Raw genomic sequence first — 24363 nt, forward strand, 5'->3', positions numbered from 1 at the left:
TCTCATGCTTTTTTTTTAACGCAGAGTAACGCAGAGGGAAGCGCAGAGGAACGCAGAGGTTTTTGCGGTATGTTAATGGGGGGATTGGCGGTTTTGGGGAGGGAAATTTTTTCTCGGAAAATGCTATGACAAATGAGGAAGGAGGAAGGAGGAAGGACAGATTATTCCGTTCTCAAAGTATTTTTTGGTTGAGTCTCAGTCTGACGTTTTCTGTGGTTTATAGTCTTTTGGCACTTCAGCAGGCGTTTAGTAGTGACTATTTGGTGGATAGTGATGCCAGACAGCATGTATTTTGGATGCAACGGTTTTTAGAGCCAGGGTTATTTGCTGATGATTTAATTGCTGATTATCATCAGTCGGTTGCTCCAGTTGGGTATGGGACGCTTTACCATAGTATGGCACGTTTGGGGATGAATCCCTTGGTATTTAATAAGCTGGTGCCGACTATTTTGGGGGTGATTACCACGGGTTACTGTTTTGGTATTGGTTTGGAATTGTTACCTGTGCCAATTGCTGGATTTACGGCGTCTCTATTGTTGAATCAAAATCTTTGGACAACCTATACTCTGGTTTCGGGTACGCCGAGAGCGTTTGTTTATCCGATAGTTTTGGCGTTTTTGTTCTATTTACTGCGGCGCTCACTGTTTCCTTGTTTGGGTGCGATCGCGCTTTTGGGGGTATTCTATCCTCAGTATGTGTTGATCTGTGCGGGAATCCTGATTTTGCAGATGGGAGACTGGGAAGGGGGGCGGTGGTGTCTTTCGGGTAATCGGCGGGATTATTGGTTGGGTGGGTTGGGATTGGCGGTGGCGGTTCTGGTTCTGCTACCATACAGTTTACAGTCTAGTGAATTTGGACCTGCGATCGCGGCGTCTACGGCGAGAGGGTTACCGGAATTTATGCCAGAGGGGAGAACCCCTTTTTTTGATGCGAATCCTTGGGAGTTTTGGCTGTTTGGTAAGCGTAGCAGTCTTTTGGGCGGATTGTCTCTACCGCCGTTATTGTATCTGGGGTTGCTACTGCCGGTGCTGTGGCGCTATCCTTCTCGCTTTCGGTTGGTGAAGCAGGTGAGGAGGGGTGTGGTTATTTTAGCTGAGATGGTGATAACGGCGGGTGTGACGTTTGTTCTCGCCCACCTTTTCTTGTTTAGGCTGCATCTGCCTATTCGTTATACTACCCATAGCCTGCGAATCGTTATGGCATTGGCGAGTGCGATCGCGTTTGTGGTAGTAGTGGATTCATTGGTTTATTGGGCAAGGGTTACGTCTCACCGCTTTAGAAGGTACTTCGCCTGGGTAGTTACGGCACTTTTGGGGATGATACTTATTTTATATCCCTGTTTTGTGAGTTTCCCGTTGACTCGATATAAACAGGGTCAATATCCCAGTTTATATGAATTTTTGGCTCAACAACCCAAGCCTAGTCTGATTGCTTCGGTTGATGAAGAAGCGAATAATTTGCCGACGTTTTCCCAGCAGCCTGTTTTAGTTAGTGAGATGTATGCGATTCCTTATCATGTCGGTTACTATAATCAGATTCGGCAACGGGCGATTGATTTAATTCAGGCTCAGTATAGTCCAGACTTATCCCAGGTACAAGAGTTTATTCAACGGTATGGCGTCACCTTTTTTTTAGTGCATCGTGCCGCGTTTACACCAGACTATATTGCGGGTAGTAATTGGTTGATGCAGTATCCCCCAGCTAAAGCCGCGATGACTCAGTTGCAGGCAGGAATAAGTCCCGCCTTGTCTAAAGTTACAGAACAGTGTAGTGTATTCGAGACCGATGCTTTGATGGTTTTAGAAGCGCAATGTATTATGGGGGTTGCTGAGTAAAGGAAGCCCGGTTGTCGGGGCGGGTTTTACAGATAACTTATGGCAAAAACGTTGTCGGGGCGGGTTTAGTTAGTAAAACCCGCCCCTACCTTAAACCCGCCCTTCTAGGGCAGCGGCAGGAAGTTAGGGTGAGAATATGAAAGACATTCGTCATCAGGTCATAATAGCTTGTGTAGCAATAACAATTATCTTGGGTTTATTTTTTCGCTTCGCCAACCTCGGAAAAAAGGTCTATTGGACGGATGAAATTTATACATCGGTTCGTGTATCCGGACGTACCATTCAAGAGTATAGTGAGGATAACTTCAACGGCGGGATGATTCGGGTTAAAGCCTTACAGGATTATCTACAACCTCGCCCCCAAAACGGCTTAAGTGATACGATGAAGGCGTTGGTCAATAAGTCTGAGCATCCACCGTTATATTATTTAATGGCTCATTTCTGGGTGCGCTGGTTTGGCAATACTCCCTCTGTCACTCGCAGTTTATCCGCCTTAATTAGTCTATTGGTATTTCCGGCAATGTATTGGCTATGTCGGGAGTTATTTGAATTTCCGATAACGGGATGGGTTGCTGTTGCCCTGATTGCTGTTTCTCCGATTCATGTCCTCTACGCCCAAGAAGCACGGCAATATAGTTTGTGGACGGTAACGATTTTACTATCCTGTGCCGCTTTATTCCGAGCAATGGGAATTAAAACGTCAAGAAATTGGGTGATTTATGCCGTAACCGTATCACTCCCCCTCTATTCTCATTTACTCTCATTTCTGGTGTTAATCGCTCAAGCCATCTACGTCGCCGCCATGAATAGCTGGCGGTTAACTCAACAAGTCAAGGCATATCTGTTGGCGTTAACTGGGGGAATTGTGGCATTCTTACCCTGGTTCGTCTTAATTCGCGAAGTTCGAGCCACAGGTTGGACATCAAAAGATATCCCACTGTGGATTCTTTTCAAACGCTGGATATTTAATCTCGCCGCCGTATTTTTTGATCCGCAAATTAGCTACGATAAGCAACTATTCGATATTCGCTATGGTGTGGATAACGGACTATTTGGGTTAAACTATCCATTAACCTATCTCGTCATCCCAATTTTACTCCTAGTAGCTTACGCCATCTATTTTCTGATTCGCACCACACCGAAACGGGTTTGGTTATTTGTCCTAATTTTAATCAGTGTCACAGCACTCCCTTTAGCCTTACCCGATTTACTGGGGCGGGGACAACGTTCGACGATTGCGCGTTACCTCATCCCTAGTTTTTTAGGGATTCAATTGGCAGTGGCTTACTTACTCACCGTCAAAATAACTTCCAGTTTGGCTAAACCTGGACAAAAAAAGCTATGGCAAGTAGGAACCGTTATCCTAATTTCCCTAGGCGTTTTATCCGGTGCGGTAAGTTCTCAGTCAGAAACCTGGTGGAACAAATACACCAATTATTATGACCCACAAGTCGCTCGGATTATCAATCAATCTGCCTCCCCTTTAGTCATCAGTAGCAGTGCCGTTAGAACCACCTCTCTTAGTTATTGGCTTAATCCAGAAACCCAGTTAATGGTACTCGAAGCCCCCCCACTTCCTGATAATCTGAATCAATTTAGTGATGTATTTTTATTTCAACCTACCAATGAGCTACGGGAGCAACTCGAACAGCAATCCCCCTATCAAATAAAACCAATCTATGACTTAGGATGGCTTTGGCAAATCCTCTCCCCCTAACTAAGCTTCATCAAAGAACAAAACCCCCTTCCCTCTGCGAACCTCTGCGCTTTCCCTCTGCGAACCTCTGCGTTAAAAAAATGCGCCATAGCACGTCTCTACATTACTCCCCCTATGCCAAACAATCACCAACAAAAAACCCTACTCTCCCTAATCACCCACAAATCCCAATCGGCGACAATTTCCTGGTTATCCCTAAGCCTCATAATTGCCACCAGTTATAGCCTTTTAGCCCTAAAACAAGCCTTCAATTCCCCTTATATTGTCCAGGATGACGCCAGACAGCATGTCTTTTGGATGCAGCGATATTTAGACCCCCAATTATTCCCCAATGATACCATTGCCGATTATTTCCAATCCGTCGTTCCCGTCGGCTACAAAACAGTCTACCAACTCATAGCAAACCTGGGAATCGCACCCCTAACCCTAAGTAAACTCCTCCCCCTAATCCTCACCCTAATCACCACAGTTTACGCCTTTGCGCTCACCCTACAACTCCTACCCATCCCCATCGCCGGATTTATAAGTTCTCTGCTAGTCAATCAAACCCTGTGGATGCGGGATGATTTAGTCTCCGCCACACCCAGGGCATTTGTCTACCCATTACTCCTGGGATTCTGGTATTATCTAATCAGGCGATCGCTAATTCCCAGTTTAGGTGCGATCGCGCTACAAGGATGGTTCTATCCCCAAAGTGTCCTCATCTCCAGTGGAGTCTTAATCCTCCAGTTAGGAAAATGGCAAGGGAAAAAGTTGCGACTGTCGCGGGAAAAGAAGGATTATTATTTCTGCGCGGCGGGTTTAGTCGTGGCGTTTTTTGTCCTGTTACCCTACGCCATCACCACATCCGACTTTGAGCCAATTATTACAGCCACCCAAGCGAGGGGAATGCGGGAATTCTGGGCGGGGGGGCGAGCCAGCTTTTTTACAGATAATTTCTGGGATTTCTGGTTGAATGGCGATCGCAGTGGTCTTCTCCCTCGACGCCAATCCCTTCCTATCTTACTATATGGTGCATTCTTATTACCGTTTTTGGGGAATTTTCCCAAACGCTTCCCCCTCACCACACAGGTAAACTCAGGAATCATCCTCCTCCCCCAAATTATCATCGTCTCCCTGACTCTATTTTTTACCGCCCATCTGCTACTCTTCCAACTCCATTTACCCAGTCGTTACACCGAACACACATTGCGACTCCTATTCCCCATAGCCACAGGAATCGCCTTAACCATTTTCTGTCATGGATTATTCCAGAAAACAAAAATACTCGCCCTCGGTTTCGCCACAATCCTCGCCGGGATACTCATATTCTATCCTCTTCTCGTCACCGACTTCCCCAAAACCGCCTACGAAATCGGAACCGCACCTGAACTTTACCAATTTTTTACCCATCAACCCAAAGATAGCCGCATCGCCTCCCTATCCCCAGAAGCCGATAACCTCCCCACCTTTTCTCACCGTTCCATTTTAGTCAGTTGGGAATATGCCATCCCCTATCATTTAGGCTATTACATCCCCTTGCGCCAACGCGCCATTGATTTAATTCGCGCTCAATACAGCCCCGACTTAAACGAGATCAAAGCATTCATACAAAACCATAATATAGACTTTTGGCTCATCGACCAATCCGCCTTCACCCCCGACTACATCACCCACAACAAATGGATACAACAATTTCAACCTGTCGCCACAGAAGCCAGCCTGAGAATAGAACAAGGAACCCCCTTAGCCCTCCCCCCCTTAATCCGCCAATGTACCATCTTTCACACCCAAAGATTTATTGTATTAGAAGCCAAATGTCTAGTCCAATAGTTTGGAGTTGCGAGGCGAGCGCCATAAACCCTGACATTGTGAACTAACTAAGTTGTCGGTTGGGTTGACGCTTCTATTATAATGACCCAAATGGAAATCACGGGAGGGAGGATAATCAGTTCATGAAGATTGCTGTACCATCAAAGACGTTTATCAATGGAGCCTTTTGCGGCTTAGTTTTTTTTAGTCTATTGATTAATGTTTGGGGAATTAACTGGGGGTTGCCCAGTTTCAACGGCTGGGCGGCGGATGAACTCACGCCGATACGAGTACTAGAAGCCGTTGAAGAAGGATTTGCCAACGGATGGCATTATAAGTATCCACCGTTTCATTTTTACGTACTTACCCTTGTCTATTCCCCTGTATTGCTCTTGCACAAACTGGGTGTCGTAAATGTCTATAGTTTACCCACCTATACCCTTTTATTTTATATCGGTAGAGTCCTGAGTCTGATTATGGCAGCCGGGATTTTAGGAATTGTGTATCTGATTGGGCAAGAAATCTATGATAAAAAATCGGCATTCTTCGCGGCAGTAATCGCTAGCTTAAATTTGCCCTTTATTTATTATGCCAAAACAATTAACCTGGATATTCCCTATTTATTTTGGTTTATGCTATCCCTATTCTTTTATATCCGACTCTTAAAAGAGCAAAAAACTAGGGATTATGTATTATTTGCAGCGACAGCCGCGATCGCAGTTGCGACTAAAGACCAAGCTTATGCCTTCTATTTCTTGACTCCTGGCTTTATTCTATGGCAGCACTATCGGTATTTGCAGCAACGTGATCCATCCATTACCCTAAAAAAAGCCCTCAAAGACCGAAAAATTGTTCTTTCCTTAGGAGTAGGAATTGCCCTATTCCTCGGTATCCATAATATTATATTTAACTTAAATGGCTTCTTTGCTCATGTCAATGATATTACATCAGGGGGCGCCACAATCAGTCCTCGGTTTGAGCGCAGCCTGAGCGGACACCTGACTATGTTTTGGCAAAGCTTGAGGCATATCAGAGTGTCTTTTGGCTGGCTCTTATACGGAGTCTGTATGCTGGGTTTGCTCAAGGCTTTTTGGCAACGAAAACATTATTATCTCTTCTGTTTACTGATTCCGATTGTCTCGTATTATTTATTTTTTGTGAGTATTGTCATGTACAATGCTCTACGTTATCTGTTTCCCGTTTGTCTGATTTTGGCGTTTTTTGGCGGTAAACTCATCGGGGATTTCCTCAACTCATCTGCCCAGCTATTTCGAGTTAAAGTATTATCCATTATTGCTGTATTTATTTATACCTTTTTTTATACCACATCTGTCAATGTATTGATCACCCATGATTCGCGATACCAGGTTGAACAATGGATGGCAAAAACCTTGACATCCAGTAATTTTATTTTAGGAGCCGGTGACGCTAAATATTTACCTCGACTAGAAAAGTTTAGCTCAGAAAGTCTCAAGCGCCCGACTCTGGAAACTCTCAAGCAGAAAAATCCAGATTATATTATTGGCACGAGTGCCTACGATAGTCGTCGCTTTGAACCCGGTACACCTGAGTATGAATTTTTCTCTAAACTAGAGACAGAAAAACTCGGCTACGATTTAGTTTTTCAGTATAAAGCTGACCCCCAATGGGATTTACTCAATCATGAAGAATTAGGTTATCGACATATCAATCGTATGTACGTTTACTCCAACTTTGATAAAATCAATCCTGAAATCAAGATTTACCGAAAAAGTCGTCAGTAAGTCAGCCCGATTTATTTTTTTTTAGAAAGGGATTTAATTAACGACAAATCGATACTCTAGGCGACAGGATGCAATTGAGGGGCTTTGGTAACTTTTTTGCGTTGGCTACTGCCAACAGTATAAGATCTGACAACAGAAAGCTCTAAAAGCTTGGATGTATTGAACCGTGAGTAGGGTTCAACCGATTCAGGCATGGCTTGGTAACAATGGGGACAGAACCAGTAGACTTGGTGAGAGCGAATGTGCCTAAGTAAGGTATGTGAACAACAAATACAGCTATGATTTAACATCTTTTTCCTTCCTATTTCCAGTAGAGCTAAATTCCAGTAAGATACTGTTCCCGGTTTGGGTTGACGAGTAGGTCTGGTGTGATATAATTAACAACTATTCAGCTTTATCTCTAGACTAAAACTGAAATCTGAGGAAATTCTGAGGAAATTCTGAGGAATGATATCTGTATTAAAACTTTACATTTTCCCGAAAAGCTAACCGGGTAAAACTATAAAGAAAACCTTAAATCTAAGGCATTCAATTTATTTCTGTGATAGGTAATCAGGCGGATAAAGGGTCACAGTATCAAACTGGGTTACCAAAATAGGGATTTGAGCGCGATCGCATTGTAGATAGTAATAAGCCCAAACCCGTGATATACCGCATCAATGGCGGAACATCGGGTTGGGGCGAAAGTCACGCGAAAGCAAGAATAAAGTATGGTTATCCATTACTCTGCTAGCAACCCCAGTCAAACCCAACCCACAAACCCGACTTCATGCCCGTTTCAGGAACAAAAGGGGAATTCTGATGCTTGTGCATTTCTGGCAATCTTCAATGACTCCCTCGATGCCATGGTTATTACCGACAGTCGGGGAAAAGTACTCAAGGCAAATCGAGCAGCTTGTGAGTTATTTAAATTATCTCACGATCAACTGCTGAATCGCCATCTCAAGGAGACTACACCGATTAGTATTCATCACTGGCGCCCCTTTCTCGCCCAAGGGCGAATCACCCATAACTTTTGTCTGTGGCGTTCCGATGGGACTCAACGAGATGTAGAATTAGAAGGCATCGCTAATATGTTGCCCGATCATCATCTATTAATTTTTCGAGATGTAACCGAACGTCAACAAGCGGAAAAGGCATTGCGGCAATCGCAGTATGTCATTGAACAAATTAGTCAATCCATTTCCGCCATTGTTTATATCTACGACTTCATTGAACAGCGTAATATCTATAGTAATCGAACCATCACTGATATTTTGGGGTATTCTCCTGAAGCAGTCCAAGCCATGGGAGAAACACTATTCCCTCAACTGATACACCCGGACGATTTAGCCAACGTATCGGCACGAATGGAACGCTTGGCGACAGCTTCAGATCGAGAAATTATCGAAACCGAGTACCGAATGCGTCGTGCAAATGGGGAATGGTGCTGGCTTTATAGCCGAGATACAGTATTTACCCAAACCCCCGATGGCAAACCCCAACAAATTTTAGGCATCGCCACCGATATCACCACGATAAAATTAGCCGAAGCCAAAATATTAAGATTGAATGCTGAATTGGAACAACGGGTGAAAGAACGAACCGAAGCCTTAGAGCAAGCCAATGAAGAACTCAAACGGGAAATTCGCGATCGCCAACAGATTGAAAAAACGCTCCGAGAGAGTGAAGAACGATTCCGTTCTATTTTTGAGAATGTATCGGTGGGAATTGTCCTGCTGGATCTCGACGGGTATATTTTGACAGCGAACGAAGCCAATTGTCGTTTTTTAGGCTACTCCTCGGAGGAAATCCTAGGGATTCATTTTTCTCGGTTAACGCACCCCGAAGACTTGTGCCGGGATACCGATTTATTTAATTCACTGGTGCGCGGAAAACGCAAAAACTACACTATTGATAAACGCTATCTTCGCCAAGATGGTGCCTGTGTTTGGGGTCGATTAACAGTATCTGTGATTAAAAACGACGATGGTTCCCCACGATATATCGCCGTCGTTTGTGAAGATATTAATGATCGCAAACAAATGGAAGAGGTACTGCGAGAAAGCCAGCAGAAATATCAAACCCTATTTAAAATCTTTCCCATCGGTATTTCCATTACTGATGAAGTAGGTAATGTGATTGAAGCCAATTCCGCCAGTGAAGAAATTTTAGGACTATCCCGTCAAGAACACACCAGTCGTACTTATGATGCTCCCAGTTGGCAAATTATTCGACTAGATGGCACTCCCATGCCAGCATCAGAATTTGCCAGTGTTCGCGCTTTAACCGAAAACCGAGTTGTGGGAAACGTGGAAATGGGAATCGTCAAAGCCAAGGATAAAATTACTTGGATTAATGTCACAGCCGCGCCCATTCCACTGAAGGATTACGGCGTCGCCATAGCCTACATTGACATTAGCGATCGCAAGCGCATGGAAAAGGCATTACGGGAAAGCCAACAAAAATATAAAACCCTGTTCCAAATCTTACCCATTGGCATTTCGATCACCGATAAACAGGGAAATCTTATTGAAGCGAATGCGGCGAGTGAGAAAATTTTGTCACTATCCGTTTCTGACCAAATCAACGCCAAATATGTTTCGCCCAACTTAAAAGTTATCCGACCTGATGGTACCGTGATGCCACGAGCAGAATTTGCCAATGTTAGAGCGTTAACCGAAAACAAAGTTATCAAAAACCATGAATCGGGAATCGTTAAGCCAGATGGAAAAATCACTTGGATCAGTTCCACAGCTTCACCCATTCCGTTACGCGATTCTGGTGTCGTTATTGCCTATTTAGATATTACAGAACGCAAGCAAGCCGAAGAAGCCCTCCAGAAAGCGACAGAATTAGCCGTTCGAGAAGCCGCACGCAGCGAAATTGCTAACCGGGCAAAAAGCGAATTCTTGACCAATATGAGTCATGAACTCCGCACACCTCTGAATGGGATTTTAGGATATGCTCAACTTCTCAGACAAGACACAACCTTAAGTAACCAACAGCACCATAATTTGACCATCATTCACCAATGTGGTGAACACCTGCTCACTTTAATCAATGATATTCTCGACTTAGCTAAAATTGAAGCCCAAAAGATGGAACTCTATCCCACAGAGTTTCACTTACCGAACTTTCTCAATAGTCTTGCTGATTTATTTCAGTTACGTGCCCAACAAAAAGATATTATCTTTACTTATCAAGTTCTTTCGCCACTCCCTAACGGGATTATGGCGGATAACAAACGACTGCGACAGGTTCTGTGTAATTTACTCAGTAATGCGATTAAGTTTACGGATCGGGGTGAGGTAACATTTACGGTGAGTGTTGTTAACCGCTTTGATGTAAAATCGGCTTCTACAAATCAGATTTACCCTTTGCCAAGCGAAGCGTTAACACTCAGTCAGGGCGGGTTTAGTCACATTCGGGCGAGTCACAAAACGATAGACGTGAAACCCGCCCCTACAAACCATGATCTTGATCCAATAGAAGGGTCAACCATCAACTATCAACCATCAGCAAAAATCCGCTTTCAAATCAAAGATACGGGTGTGGGTATTGAGCCAAATCAATTAGCCCAAATCTTTTTACCCTTCCATCAAGTCAGCGCTCATAGCCATGCGACTGAAGGAACGGGACTAGGATTGGCTATTAGCCAGAAATTAATTCAACTGATGGGGAGTGAAATTAAAGTGAAGAGTACTCCCGGTCAAGGAAGTGTATTCTGGTTTGATATTAATTTACCCTTAGTCTCAGGATGGCAGGAACCCAATCCATCTAGCAAACGCCGGATTACAGGCTTCAAAGGGGACAAACGCAAATTAATGATTGTGGATGATAATAAAGTCAATCGTACCCTCTTGCGGGCGATGCTAAAGCCCTACGGGTTTGAAATCTTAGAGGCGGTTGATGGTTCAGACTGTTTGCACAAGGTTGTCGAGTTTTATCCTGATCTGATTTTAATCGACTTAGTGATGCCAAGGATGGATGGATTGGAAACCACCCGGCGAATGCTAAAGTTACCCCAACTTCAGGATCGGGATATCGTCGCGATCGCGCTTTCTGCGAGTGTCTACCCCCAAATTCAGCAGGAGAGCCTCGCCGCCGGCTGTCGGGGTTTCCTCCCCAAGCCTGTGGAAACCCAGCAACTTCTCGACGCGATCGCGTTACATTTAGGGCTCGAATGGATTTATTCCCAAGCGCAATCCCCCTCCCTCACTGAGTCAGCTAACTTCACCCAGATGCCGATTAGTTGCCTACCCCCTTCAGAAATAACGGCGTTAGCTGATTTGGTTAAAATGGGAGATATCCAAGGCATTATCGAACGCGCTGAATCTCTTGCCCAACATAATTCACAATTTGAACCATTGACAACCCAACTTTGTCAGTTAGCGAGGGAGTTTAAATTAAAACAACTTCGCCAACTGATTCAAGATTATCTCATTGATTGTTGATTTGTTATTAGCGAAGTGATTGTACTCCTTCTCCTCGAAGCCAGTTACATTGTTCAACCAATCACGGATTACTCCTATATTCATCCGTTGCCTTCTGATGCCTTATCCATTGCCATATTTATTAACCTATTGGTTCCCTGATTCATAATCATCATTTATTATGACCGTTCCAGTTCCGGATCAAAGTAAACTACTTATTGTCGATGATAACCCAACCAATTTAGGGTTCCTCTTCGAGTATTTAACCAAATCTGGCTTCAAAGTATTAGTGGCGTTGGATGGGGAAAGTGCGATTGAACAAGTGAAATATGCCCAGCCCGATCTGATTTTGTTGGACGTCATGATGCCAGGAGTCGATGGATTTACAACCTGCAAACGCCTCAAAGCCGATCCATCGACCCAAGATATTCCCCTAATTTTTATGACCGCTCTTTCCGATACGGTTGATAAAGTCCAAGGCTTTAAAATTGGTGCGGTTGATTATATTACGAAACCCCTACAACCTGAAGAAGTGTTGTGTCGAATCCAAACTCACCTCACGTTGAGAAATCTGCAAAAGCAACTGATTACCCAAAATAAAACATTATTCCAGTTAAAAGAGAAAGAACAGCAAAGAGCATTAGAACTTGAACAGACATTAATAAAACTACAACAAACCCAACTCCAACTCATTCAATCCGAAAAAATGTCAAGCTTGGGTCGGATGGTTGCTGGGATTGCTCATGAAATCAATAATCCTTTAAATTTTATCTACAGCAATGTTTCGATTACCAAAGACTATATTAAAGACCTATTCCACTTAATTCATTCCTATCAACGTAACTACAGTAAGCCGAATGCCGAAATCATCGCAGAAACTGAAGCCATTGACCTGGATTTTTTGGAGTCAGACTTACCTAAAATTCTCAATTCAATGCAGGTGGGAGCTGAACGCATTTGTCAGATTATTCTTTTATTGCGAAGCTTTTCCCATTTGGATGAATCTGATTTCAAGTTAACGGATATTCATCAAGGAATCAATAATACACTATTTTTGTTGCAGCACAATTTTAAGCCTCAGTCAGGACGACCCGCCATTCGAGTGATTAAGGACTATAGCAATTTGCCTAAAGTTTGGTGTTATGGCGGTCAGCTCAACCAAGTATTTACGAATATTCTCACTAATGCCATTGAAGCCATTGATCAGGAGACAGAGAGATGGAAAGTAGCCAATGATAGTTTGGCAATCAATCCTCCCAAACCCGTGATTCGGATTTGTACGCAAGTGAAAGACAACACCAGTGTGCTTGTTAGAATTGCTGATAATGGTTCGGGGATGGATGATGATGTAAAACGCCGACTCTTTGATCCCTTTTTTACAACAAAGCCAGTGGGTTCTGGAACAGGTTTAGGTTTAGCCATTAGCTATCAGATTATTGTGGAAAGGCATAAGGGTCAATTACAGGTGAATAGTAAACTGGGGAAAGGAACAGAATTTTTTATAGAGATTCCCCTAAGTTTAACAGAGGATTATAAACGAGAAATGCTGGATAATTAAAGCTTTGGTATGGTAGCATTGCCTGTATTTTATTCCCTATTTCCTGTTCCTCAATCTCTAGTTGACGGGTATACCGATAATTTATCAATAAAACCCGCCCTCTTGTCGTTTACAGTTGAGCCAAATGACAAATGACAACAAATTAGGCTGTCTTGAAAAACCGGATAATTTCCCGAACGTGATCCAGGAATTGACTGTCTGTGGTTAATTGAGCGATCGCTTGTTGGGCTTCCCGCGCTAAACGCTTGTGTTCAGCCTCATTCTGGGCTTCGAGTTGATCTAAAGAAGCACCCAGACGGGCGACATCTTTGCGCGTTTGTTCCCAGTTACGATTCTGCTTCGCCACCCAAGAATGATCATTTTGGGGATCGAGTTGGGGTTGTATCTGGTCAATATTCTGTTCTAAAATCATCACGCGATCGCGCAATTGATAAACATCCTCGCGGGGATACTTAAATTCTTGGCGAATCATCGCTAAACGGGTGGCTAAATATTCGTAGAGTCGGATCGCTGGACGTAAAACGGTTAACAACAATGCCGCACCAGAACTAATATAACCCACCGCACTAATTCCCGTAGCCGCTAGGGTGTAAAGTCCGAGAGTAGATAGAATATGTAAAGCAATGGCAACAGTGAGCGATCGCGTTGCCACAACTTTGGCATAATTAACTTGTTTGGCGTCTATCTCAATCCCTTTTTCCGCCGATTGCTCCGCATCTACCAAAACAGACTTGGCTTCAAAGTAGACATTCCAGGGAACTGTCACAACCACCAACAGCCACCAAAAGCTAGCAACTCCAATCACCCAATCCAGAAAATGACCCGCACTGATATGCAACCATTGCAGTATGCCAAATAGGAGTAGGGTAATGATTCCCAAGGCGGCACTCCATCCGATAAAGTTAAAGAACATACCTATAACCTGCAAATGTGAAACCTTTTCCCCGATCATGCTTAGGGATTCCCGGGACAGGGGTTGAGCTTGTGATAGTTTCTGTTGTTTCACAACCGTTGAACTCTCTTGTTCATTGTTAAGAGATATTAAGGATACGCCAAATTTTGGGGAATCTGGGAAACTTTTACATAGCAGAGTCATCACAGACGTTGTGCATAGAAAACTGGTTGAAGGACTACACACCTAAAAGGATTGAAGCGGAACAGATGAGAAAGCGTGCATTTTTCACACAAGTAGCCACCCTAGCCACGATCGCCCTATCTAGCCTAATCGCCAATAAATCAGTCGCGGCGACATTTGAGCAAATTCCGGTTGAACAAAATAAATTTATTGCTATTGCTGCACCCTTTGGCGAGAGTTCCCATCAACTGCTGATTATTGAACAAAAAAGTAATGCGCGGGATTGTTGGAGTGAAAGTGGGAGTAATCCCGTTATCGTCGATCCACTATTATTGAACTTTGACTTTACTGGAATTTGCGGACGTAGCACGGATAGTAATGGGTATTCGATCCGCGTGGCGGGTCAAGATTTGGGATTAGATTATCTGTTAAGAATCGTCAGACGCGATGGCGAATTGTTACTGGTGGGGACGAATAGCCGCGATCGCAATGCACCAGATATTGTGGTGGGTAGAACCCAAGGGTTAGCCAATGGGTTTGTCAAGATACTCTTAGAACCCGGTTGGGAATTTGCCCGACGTTCCTATCAAGGTAAAGCTTTGGGTCATATTTATCTGGCAAATAGTCAATCCTTAAGTAGTATTGGTACAGGATCGGGTTCGGGTACAGGTTCCAACCCAGGTTCGGGTTCGGGTACAGGTTCTAATCCAGGTTCGGGTTCGGGTACAGGTTCCGGTTCTGGCGGCGGTACAATGGTGACATTTCCAGATATTGCCAATGATATTTATGCCAATGAAATTCAGCAAGCCGTGGCAATGGGATTTATCGCTGGATTTAGAGAGGATAACACGTTCAGACCGCAAGCGGTTTTAACCCGTGAACAATTGGTTTCGATTATTTTTGAAGCCATGAATCAACTCCCCAACGCCAATCTACAACTTCCGACTCAAGTCTTATCTCGTCCTTATCCCGATGTTGATCCATCCCGGTGGAGTGCAGCAAAGATTCAATGGGCGCGGGATAATAATATCATCAGTGGCTATGCCGATGGGCGATTTCGACCCACACAACCCGTGACTCGTGCTGAACTGATGGCAATGGAACGGCGGGCGGCGGAGTTTGCTTTAAGCCTTCAAGGTCAGCAACCGACGCTTACGGGGAATCAGTCTGCTTTAGAGTTTAATGATACTCAAGGTCATTGGGCAGATGCGCTAATTACCCAAATGTCTGCCTATTGCCGAGTTGCGTCTCCTTTGAATGAAAGGGGGAATGCTTTTTCTCCAAATAGCCAAGCCCAACGGAATTATGCGGCGGCGGCTACGGTGCGAATGCTCAATTGTGTTAAATAATTTGTCTGATATCATTATTGCCTGTTCCCTATTGCCTATGTCTAATAAAACCCTGGGTTTAGATACCCAACTCTACAAATATTTGTTATCGGTTTCATGGCGAGAACCCGATATCCTGCAAAAATTACGGCAAGAAACTGCCACCCATCCGGATAGCACAATGCAAATAGCCCCGGAACAAGGGCAGTTTATGGCGTTGTTGGTTCAGCTTATGGGTGCCAAGAAAACCTTAGAAATTGGCGTATTTACAGGCTATAGTGCTTTAGCCGTAGCATTAGCGCTACCAGAGGATGGCAAAATTGTCGCCTGTGATGTGAGTGAAGACTATACAGCTATTGCCCGCCGATACTGGGACGCAGCCGGAGTATCTGATAAAATAGATTTGCGATTAGCGCCTGCTTTAGAGACATTAGACGACTTATTGGCAGCAGGGCAAGCTGGAAGTTTTGATTTTGCTTTTATTGATGCCGATAAAGTAAATTATCTGGCATACTATGAGCGATCGCGGCAATTAATTCGTCCGGGTGGTTTAATTGCCATTGATAATGTCTTGTGGGGGGGGCGAGTGGCTGATTCTCAGGTTCAAGATAAAAATACAGCCGCGATTCGGGCATTTAACCAAGCCATCAGTCAAGATGAAGGGGTTATCTTGAGTTTAGTCCCCATTGCTGATGGACTGACTTTGGCATTGAAGCGGCGTTAGATCCGCCAAGACTGTTAGGACAGATCATTTATGTAGAGACGTTGCATGCCACGTCTCTACTCAAGACAAATGATGACCTATAATTATGCCGACTGCTTTAGGAACGATAACTGATGGTTAATGCAGCAAGTGATAATAAATCCCCGGAACATCTGGTGATTATCGGCGGTGGGTTTGGCGGACTTTATGCCGCCCAGTCGCTGGGGAGGGCGTCGGTTCGGGTAACGTTAATTGATAAACGTAATTTTCATTTATTTCAGCCTCTATTGTACCAAATAAACTACTCAGGCTTGCCTAACGGCTGAAGCCTGAGTTTTCAGTAGCCCTGAAGTCATCAAACAAGTTAAGCTGAACGTATCTCTGTGTTCTGTTTAACTTGCACGATAACCCCGTGCCTCCAGGCTGGTTTATAGACAGCCCCACAAGTGCGATGTTGTTGGCTCCATTGAAATCAGCATCTCCACACCATCCGCAATGACCACATTTGAAAATCTTGCCACTGCGATAAGACTTGCCCTTTACAGGGTGAATGTGCAGACAATTGTTGCACATTTGGGAGGTATAGGCAGGGGGGATTGGGATAACTTGAACACCAGCACTCCTGCTTTTGTACTCAATGAACATTCGCAGTTGATAAAATGCCCACGAATTCGAGCGTCTGCGTTCTGTCTTGCTTCTTGGTTGCTGGTTGGTTCTTTCCCTAATTCCCGTAAGGTCTTCTATAGCAATTGAGGCACTTAACTCAACTGCCCGTTTAACCACCGATTTAGAAATGTTGTGATTGAGCCATTGTTGATAGCGCTTTTCCCTTCCCGACAGCCGTTTCAAGATTTCTCGACATCTACGCCGAGTCGTCCTCGTGCCTTTCGGGGCTTTATTCTGGAGAGATGCTCTAACTTGGGAAAACTTATCTCTGACCTGTTGGATGTCTGTACCGTCCCACTTCTGGCCAACGGAAGTTACCGCAATATCGCGTCGTCCCAAGTCAATGCCAAGAGTCTTCTTGGTGTCGGTTGGTTCGGGTGCCAGGTTCTTAATCTGAATGTGCAGGTAGTAGTGACCATCACCGTGTCTGCATAGCTGAGCCGAAGTTGGATTTCTCCCTTTAAGTTTTCCTCTTTGGTAATTCCCCGCCTTCAGTTCAATTCGTTCTCTGCCGTGAATGGTAGCAAGGCTTATTGTCCAGTCTTGTTCTCTGAATCGAAACAAGTCTTTATCACAGTCCATGCTACTTGGCGCAAAACCCTTAATAGGCTTACCTTTGTGTTTGGCAACCTTGCGGTTAGCGGCAACTCTCGCACAAGCCCTGACTGCCATGTTTGCCACCAAATTAAACTTCTCCTTGATGGTTTGGTAAACCAGAGACTGGATAGCAATTTTGTTGGTTAGCTTAGGATCTGTGTTTTCGTTCACATAGTTACAAGCGTCCGCAAACGCCTGAAGGGTTGCCTCTAAGAAGGCAACTTGTTCAAGCGTTGGTTGGAGTTTTACAACTATCGTGAGAACTTGTTTCATAGCTAAATTATACGACCTAGTGGGACAGGGATTGAAAATACTTCGGGGATTGACCCCTCGTATTTTCCGCTATCCCCCTACCCCTTACTTCGTTGAAGGGGTAGCCCCTCGCGATTCAGGTGGCTACAGGTGGTTTATCCCCTGGAGATATTTCTTCTCCCCTACGCGCCGTACTTAAGCGTCAGAAAAATACTCAGGTATTGATGGGAGAGGTGATAGATATCAATCCCCAGGATTGCTTGATTAAACTTAAAGATGGTAACACGATTAAGTATGATACCTTAATTGTGGCGACAGGTGTAAGTCATCACTATTTCGGCAATGATCAATGGGCAGAGAAAGCGCCCGGATTGAAAACCATTGAAGATGCTTTAGAAATGCGGCGGCGCATCTTACTGGCATTTGAAAGGGCAGAAAAAGAAACCAATCGAGATCAACGTCGGGCGTGGTTAACCTTTGTGATTGTCGGCGGTGGACCGACAGGGGTAGAATTGGCAGGGGCATTAGCCGAACTTGCTCATACGACGTTACACCAAGATTTCCGCCACATTGACACAAAAGAAACTAAGATTATTTTATTAGAAGGGATGGATCGAGTTTTGCCTCCCTATCCGCCTCAGTTGTCCGCCGAAGCACAAGGGGAACTTGAGCATTTAGGCGTTCAGGTACAGACGAAGACACTGGTTACGAATATAGACGAGGATCAGGTAACAATTCGGACTGGCGATCGCACAGAACAGATTACCGCAAAAACCATCCTCTGGGCAGCCGGGATGAAAGCCTCCCCAATAGGAGAGGTGCTGGCTAAGGCTACAGAAGCAACGTGCGATCGCGCCGGACGAGTGATTGTTAATCCTGATCTCACTGTACCAGGATATGGCAATATTTTTGTCATTGGTGACTTAGCCAATTTCCCCCACCAATACGACGATGGCAAACCCTTACCCGGTGTCGCCCCCGTTGCCATGCAAGAGGGACAATATGTGGCTTCTTTAATTCAGAAACGCCTCAAAGGAGAAGCATTACCCCCGTTTCATTATACAGACTACGGCAATTTAGCCGTGATTGGACGCAATGCGGCTGTGGTGAATCTAGGTTTTATACAATTTTCCGGATTTTTGGCGTGGTTAGCCTGGATTTTTGTTCATATCTTTTTCCTGATTGAATTTGATAATAAAATTATCGTCATGGTGCAATGGGCATGGGGATATTTCACCCGTAACCGTGGCGCTAGGTTGATTACTAATTCAGAGGATTAGTTGGCTACTCTTACTTCAATCTATCGGGGCGCACGTAGCCTGTGCCCTATCGATGTGTACCAAGACAATAACATCGGGGTATTATGCGCCTTCTGATTAGGATAAGAGCGATCGCACTATTTTCCTGGTATACTTTTAAAATGGAAAAATATGTGCGCCTGTAGATAGGGTTTCGCTGTTTAAAACTGGCAACGGATACAGGCTACAGAGAAAAGAAGGGATGCATGTAATCAGTAAAGTCAAATTACGGGAATTCTGGGTAGAACACGCTGATTCTGAAGATGCTCTCAATGACTGGTATAACTTTGCATCTAAAGCGAAGTGGTCGAATTTATTAGATGTTCAGAAAAAGTATCCCAAGGCAGAAGCGGTTGGTAATTTTACTGTGTTCAACATCAAAGGTAATAACTATCGGTTGATTGTGGATATTAAATATTCCAGGCAGACAATTTTTATTAAATATATTATGACTCATGCTGAATACGATAAGGAAAGGTGGAAAAATGATCCCTACTTCTAGTGAAAAAACCTATGCTGACTTACTAATTCAGTATCAGCCTAAGCTCATTAACACAGAGGCGGAGTATCAGAGAGCCTTGAGTGTAGTAGAGGGGATGATGTCGGGTGAGTTGACGGAAGCGGAAACGATGCTTTTTGATTTGTTAGTTTTTCTGATTGAGACTTACGAGGCTCAACATTATCCGATGGGTAAGTCTACTCTTGTCGCTACAATGGAGTCCCTAATGCACGAGTTTGATGTGCAACCTGCTACTTTGGTGGAGATTTTTGGTTCTCTTGAGCTTGTCAGGGAGATTGTTAATGGTGAAAGGGGCATTAGCAAATTTCAAGCTGAGTCTCTAGCTAAGTTGTTTAATGATTTGAGTCCTGGACTTTCCCTGACGGCTAAAGACTTTGGCAAATAAGCCAATGATACCAGGAACGGAATCCAACTTACAAGATAGGCGATCGCATTCCTCAGTCAGGGCGGGTTTAGTTACATCTGGGTAAAGGAAGAAACGATAGTAGTGAAACCCGCCCCTACAAAAATGCCCTCTTTCTGACGTGAATGGTTAAGATTAAAAATTTTATTACCATGGACTTCCCACTAAGGTAAAAGCACTCCAATAATACGGATGAGTTAATTCCTTATCTGGCAAATTAGCTAATTCTGGCGGTAAGGTAATGCGACGATTTGGTGTGATCAAGTAACCCCCTTCCAATCGCACTTGTCCCCGAGTCATGGCTAATTGTGCCTGTCGCAATGCCTCTGATTTCAGAGACGCTTGCTGTAATTGTTCATAGAAGTTAATCATTAACCCTAAAGTACCTTCATCACTGACATACCATAAACTTCCCAGGGCGGATTTAACCCCAGCTTGTACCGCTAACCCTGTAAATCCTAACTCCGCCTCTTCATCCCCTAAAGCCGTCCGACAGGCACTTAATACCATCAGTTCAACGGTGGGGTCATGTAATCCCAACTGGCGGATATCACTCAGTTTAAGTTTACTATCCCAAAACTGAATATAGGAAGAATTTGGCTTACCGGGTTTAAATTCGCCATGGGTAGCTAAATGGATGATACCAAAGGGATGGGATGCCCGCGCTGTTTTCAAATTGGCGGCGGTAAAGGTTTCATTGAGGAACGATTCACCCTGCCATAATTGAGTCGCGATCGCGGATAATTCAGTAGGTACAGCCGGTAATGGGTTTTGATCCGTAAATTGGGACGCACCCATGGCTAAAACCTGCAAATTTCTCACATCTCGATAGCGGGTATCGGTGAGAGAAAGGCTGGGCATGAAACCGATACTATATTCTTCAATTATAAATTTTTCCCCATCATGCAAAACCGCCAGGGGTAGGGAACGCAATCCCTGATCCATAATGAAGGCGAGATTATTAATTTCTTGCGTCTTTAATTCTGTTTCTAAGGGGGCAATTAACCACTGATAAAGCTGTTGGGCATAACTTTCATAGGGAAGAGGGATGTGAGTATCGGTAACGGCGCGACGTAATTCGTTGGCGGTATCCATTACTTTTTCGCGGGTTGCACCGGGTATAGTGCGGCGTATGAGTTGCCCATTCGCAGTAACGAGGATAACTTCAAGTTTATCACTATTTCGTGAGGGAGATGCATCAGTTGAGAATTGACTATCTTGACTGGCAATTGTAGTGGGTACAAAAATGGCGTAGATAAGCGCAGGTTTCGCCCCTGTAGCTTGTTCGATACGATGTAGAGTTTCCCGGGCATCTGCGAGAGTCAGAATGGAAATATCCTTGAGTTCCAAATAGGTTTCATAGTCGCGAGTTAATGATTCTTCCCATTTGGCAACTTGGGTATCAACTTCAACTAGGGGAAGTTTGCCGAGTTCGTCTTCGTCGGTGTAGAAAGGGGTTTCAGTGACAGGTTTAAGTAAATTAACAGGATTGATAGGAGGATTCGTTTCATCTGTATTCGGAATCGGTTGAGGCGTTGAAATCGGTGGGGAATCAACGCTGATAATCTGAATATTACCTACCTTCTGAGTAAACAGAAAGGATTGAGTTGGGGAAATAGTGAAATCGCCACTGGTAATCGTTCCCCTGGTTCCATTGGTTGTCCCATCACCCACGATAAAGGGAGTGACACCATCTCCACCATGTCTGAGCGTGATAGAATTTCCACCCAATCCCCCAGCCGTAGAGATGCTAGCGTTAATCCCATCCCGGTCAATAAATGTTCCCGTGGCGCGGAAAAATTGACCAGCAGTACTATCAACTTTACCCCCTTGACCATTATTTCCCCCTTGAGCGTTGATAAAGGTAACTTGGATATCACCAATGGGGTCTAAAGTAACATTACCACCATCGCTGATAGTACCACTGCTATTAATTTTTCCCGTTGTAATTGCCGTCGCCGCATCAATTAAAATATCACCGCCACTGAATCCAGAACTGTTGAGATCATTCGTGATAATTTCTCCATCACGGCTGGTTAAAGTGATGGTTGCACCTTGACCATTTCCACCGGAACTGCTGTCAATATTGCCTGTGGTAATATCCCGAACAGCAGTTAGAGTAATCGCTCCCCCATTGCTGGTTTGATCATGACTATCAAGGATTCCAGCACGGGTATTAATCGAACCATTACTTGTTAGGGTAATCCTACGACCTGGATTGATAATAGTACCCGTGGTGACACTTTGATTAGCTTGTAGCGTAATCGTGGCATCCTGAGTGCCAGTCAGGGTAAAACCTGTGGTATCAATTGCCCCTGAACCAACTAGCGATCGCAAAATTACGGGGACTTTAAACGTGATATCATCTGTCAATGTAATTGTACCCTGATTATCTTCCCCACCAATCACAAGTTGCTCAAATCCCTCTTGGAATAAATTCAGTTTATCGCTATCCAGATTCCAGGTATTCCTATTACTATTGGTTGTATCTCCAATGGTTATATTTACAGTCGGGTCAAGGGGGGATAACACCACCGTTCCTGTCCCTTGAATTTGTGGCGTTTGCGGGATATTTGGAGTATCCACTACCCGAATCTGATCCGCGATCAAGGTTGTTGTACTCTCTCCCGTTCCTCTGGCTTGAATAAAACCATCTTGCACATTAATCCCGGCTGCACCATTAGCACCGATTCCCTCCAGGGTTAGAGTTCCGTCGGCGGTTGTCTCCACACCACCCCCTCTTAAATCAATGCCATAGTTATTTTCTCCTGTTCCCTTACCCACACCGACTAGAGTAATCGCACCATCCCTCGCCGTAATCCGAGAGGGATTATTTTCACCCAATTCCTGAACCCTAATCCCATGATTTTCTGTTATTCCCGCGCCAGCAATTCCCTCAATCGTAATAGTTCCCTTTCCTGTCACCTCAACAATAGAACCCCGAAACAGTTCAACCCCATGGTTAAATTGATCCGGTCCAGTTCCCGCCTCACCAACAAACTGAATATCCCCATCTTTGCTACTAACTAAACCACCTAAATCAAGTTTTATCCCTTGACTACCATGTAACGTTCCGTCTCCTCCATTCCCTCCAGTTCCCTCAACAATAATCATTCCTGTTCCTGTTGACTGGACACTTCCCCCCTGACCACCAATAGAAACCCCATAATGTAAACCATTGTCTCCAGAACCCCCAGTACCGATGAGATGAATAGTGCCATCTTGGGAAGATACTGTAGCGTTTTCAATCGAGATTCCCCGATTACCTCGATTATTATCTTCGCTGAAATTTCCGCCGCTTCCTCCTGTACCGTTTAAAGTAATTATTCCTTGTCCAATCGCTTCGACACGGCTTCCCTGACTAATTTGGATACCAGGAATATTTGAGGTAGTATTCTCTTCGGTTCCGCCAATTCCCAAGATCGAAATATGACCTGTACCTGACTCAACTTTTCCTGACGCGATCGCAACCCCAACCTGACTTGGTATAATCCTCCCAGAATCCGTCTGTATCTCTCCCGATGCAGTTACCTCTACCCCAGTTTCCACAATATTGCCTGAACCCGTTAACAACGCGGCTAAATCCAGAGGATTTTTGGGTAACGCTAACCCCCCATTATTCCTCGGTAACTCCACCTCGAAACTTAACACTTGTCCCGGTTGGGAGATTTTCACCAAACGAGAATTCGGCACCGCCGCGATTGTAATCGTTCCCCCGGATGCTGTCAGCTCTCCCGTATTCACAACTTGTCCACCCAGTAGCGCTAAATCCCGTCCGGGTTCAACCGCCAATTCACCCCCATTAATAATTATTCCCCCTTGGGATAAGTCAAAGGCAAATTGACTGGGGTCTCCGACAAACTGCTGATAATTATTGTTACTAAATGCATTAAACCAGTTATTCCCAAACCCAATTCCTGTCGCCGTCGTTGCCGTAAAGTCAGCCGGAACATTGAGTTGAGCATCAGACCCAAAAACAATTCCCGCCGGATTCATTAAATATAAGTTTGCCGTTCCCCCAGTCATCTGAATCAACCCGTTAATAATGGAGGAATTTTCCCCCATCACTCGTCCCAGAATATTTCTCATGTTTGGAGTTGCCAGAAAATTAGCAATTTGACCCGAATCAATGCCAAACTCTTGGAAACTGTGGAATAAATTTGTCTCATCACTTGACAAACTGCCACCTTGAATATCAAACTGATTGCCATTTTGAGTGACAGTTGTTCCTGTATCGTCTGAGGCGGGGATAATCGATTGAGCCAAAACTGGAGCAGCCGTTACTAGGCGTAGAGTTCCAGCTAAGAGAGTAAACAGTCCGGTCAAGCACCACTGAGCAGATTTCATCAGGTGAATTTCCTGGCACAAACAGACTGAATTTTATCTTAGTGTTCTTGTTTATTTTTTCTCTAGCAACAAAAATTTAAATGAGTTTAATTTTC

General features: G+C 44.4%; 14 protein-coding genes and 2 pseudogenes. 12 read left to right on the plus strand and 4 right to left on the minus strand.

What is annotated here, in order from left to right:
* The first annotated feature begins 125 nt into the window (after positions 1-125).
* The 4 genes from ACLGGO_RS02310 to ACLGGO_RS02325 all read left to right on the plus strand — a co-directional run bounded on the left by ACLGGO_RS02310 (position 126) and on the right by ACLGGO_RS02325 (position 7106).
* Positions 126-1835, plus strand: a complete 1710-nt coding sequence (locus tag ACLGGO_RS02310; protein ID WP_446418133.1) for a hypothetical protein — start codon at positions 126-128, stop codon at positions 1833-1835.
* A 136-nt stretch (positions 1836-1971) separates the two neighbouring features.
* Positions 1972-3552: a glycosyltransferase family 39 protein gene (locus ACLGGO_RS02315; RefSeq protein WP_446418134.1), complete on the plus strand. Its 1581-nt coding sequence runs from the start codon at positions 1972-1974 to the stop codon at positions 3550-3552.
* A 114-nt stretch (positions 3553-3666) separates the two neighbouring features.
* Entirely contained in the window at positions 3667-5364 is a 1698-nt protein-coding gene (locus tag ACLGGO_RS02320) for a hypothetical protein (protein WP_446418135.1), read from the plus strand.
* A 122-nt stretch (positions 5365-5486) separates the two neighbouring features.
* The gene (locus ACLGGO_RS02325; protein ID WP_446418136.1) at positions 5487-7106 is read left to right on the plus strand and encodes an ArnT family glycosyltransferase; all 1620 of its coding nucleotides are present in this window, start codon (positions 5487-5489) and stop codon (positions 7104-7106) included.
* 56 nt (positions 7107-7162) lie between these two features.
* Here the strand turns inward: ACLGGO_RS02325 and ACLGGO_RS02330 are convergent, their stop codons facing one another.
* Positions 7163-7396 (minus strand): hypothetical protein, encoded by a 234-nt coding sequence (locus tag ACLGGO_RS02330; protein WP_446418137.1) that lies wholly within the window; start codon positions 7394-7396, stop codon positions 7163-7165.
* A 420-nt stretch (positions 7397-7816) separates the two neighbouring features.
* Here ACLGGO_RS02330 and ACLGGO_RS02335 point away from each other — a divergent pair, with 420 nt between their 5' ends.
* Positions 7817-11542, plus strand: a complete 3726-nt coding sequence (locus ACLGGO_RS02335; RefSeq protein WP_446418138.1) for a PAS domain S-box protein — start codon at positions 7817-7819, stop codon at positions 11540-11542.
* A gap of 160 nt (positions 11543-11702) precedes the next feature.
* The gene (locus tag ACLGGO_RS02340; protein WP_446418139.1) at positions 11703-13079 is read left to right on the plus strand and encodes a hybrid sensor histidine kinase/response regulator; all 1377 of its coding nucleotides are present in this window, start codon (positions 11703-11705) and stop codon (positions 13077-13079) included.
* Positions 13080-13221: 142 nt separating this feature from the next.
* Here the strand turns inward: ACLGGO_RS02340 and ACLGGO_RS02345 are convergent, their stop codons facing one another.
* Complete coding sequence (locus ACLGGO_RS02345) at positions 13222-13992, minus strand: hypothetical protein (protein WP_446418160.1); 771 nt, start codon at positions 13990-13992, stop codon at positions 13222-13224.
* A gap of 248 nt (positions 13993-14240) precedes the next feature.
* Here ACLGGO_RS02345 and ACLGGO_RS02350 point away from each other — a divergent pair, with 248 nt between their 5' ends.
* The 3 genes and pseudogenes from ACLGGO_RS02350 to ACLGGO_RS02360 all read left to right on the plus strand — a co-directional run.
* Complete coding sequence (locus ACLGGO_RS02350) at positions 14241-15503, plus strand: DUF3747 domain-containing protein (RefSeq protein WP_446339879.1); 1263 nt, start codon at positions 14241-14243, stop codon at positions 15501-15503.
* Positions 15504-15540: 37 nt separating this feature from the next.
* Complete coding sequence (locus tag ACLGGO_RS02355; RefSeq protein ID WP_446339877.1) at positions 15541-16206, plus strand: class I SAM-dependent methyltransferase; 666 nt, start codon at positions 15541-15543, stop codon at positions 16204-16206.
* Between the two features lie 113 nt (positions 16207-16319).
* A pseudogene (locus ACLGGO_RS02360) lies at positions 16320-16499 on the plus strand (FAD-dependent oxidoreductase); the annotation flags it as partial.
* A gap of 1 nt (position 16500) precedes the next feature.
* Here ACLGGO_RS02360 and ACLGGO_RS02365 read toward each other — a convergent pair.
* Positions 16501-17721 (minus strand): RNA-guided endonuclease InsQ/TnpB family protein, encoded by a 1221-nt coding sequence (locus tag ACLGGO_RS02365; RefSeq protein WP_446418140.1) that lies wholly within the window; start codon positions 17719-17721, stop codon positions 16501-16503.
* Between the two features lie 104 nt (positions 17722-17825).
* Between ACLGGO_RS02365 and ACLGGO_RS02370 the strand changes: the two are divergent.
* The 3 genes and pseudogenes from ACLGGO_RS02370 to ACLGGO_RS02380 form a co-directional block, all read left to right on the plus strand.
* Positions 17826-18980, plus strand: a pseudogene (locus tag ACLGGO_RS02370) (NAD(P)/FAD-dependent oxidoreductase); the annotation flags it as partial.
* Between the two features lie 220 nt (positions 18981-19200).
* A complete protein-coding gene (locus ACLGGO_RS02375; protein ID WP_446340042.1) occupies positions 19201-19500 on the plus strand; it encodes a type II toxin-antitoxin system HigB family toxin in 300 nt (99 codons plus the stop codon).
* Positions 19484-19903, plus strand: a complete 420-nt coding sequence (locus ACLGGO_RS02380; protein ID WP_446340040.1) for a helix-turn-helix domain-containing protein — start codon at positions 19484-19486, stop codon at positions 19901-19903. Before ACLGGO_RS02375 ends, ACLGGO_RS02380 begins: the two co-directional genes overlap by 17 nt.
* 165 nt (positions 19904-20068) lie before the next feature.
* On the opposite strand, the gene ACLGGO_RS02385 is transcribed toward ACLGGO_RS02380, so the two are convergent.
* The gene (locus tag ACLGGO_RS02385) at positions 20069-24268 is read right to left on the minus strand and encodes a CHAT domain-containing protein (protein ID WP_446418141.1); all 4200 of its coding nucleotides are present in this window, start codon (positions 24266-24268) and stop codon (positions 20069-20071) included.
* Positions 24269-24363 lie beyond the last annotated feature (95 nt).

Source organism: Coleofasciculus sp. (assembly GCF_046565525.1).
Taxonomy (GTDB): Bacteria; Cyanobacteriota; Cyanobacteriia; order Cyanobacteriales; family Coleofasciculaceae; genus Coleofasciculus.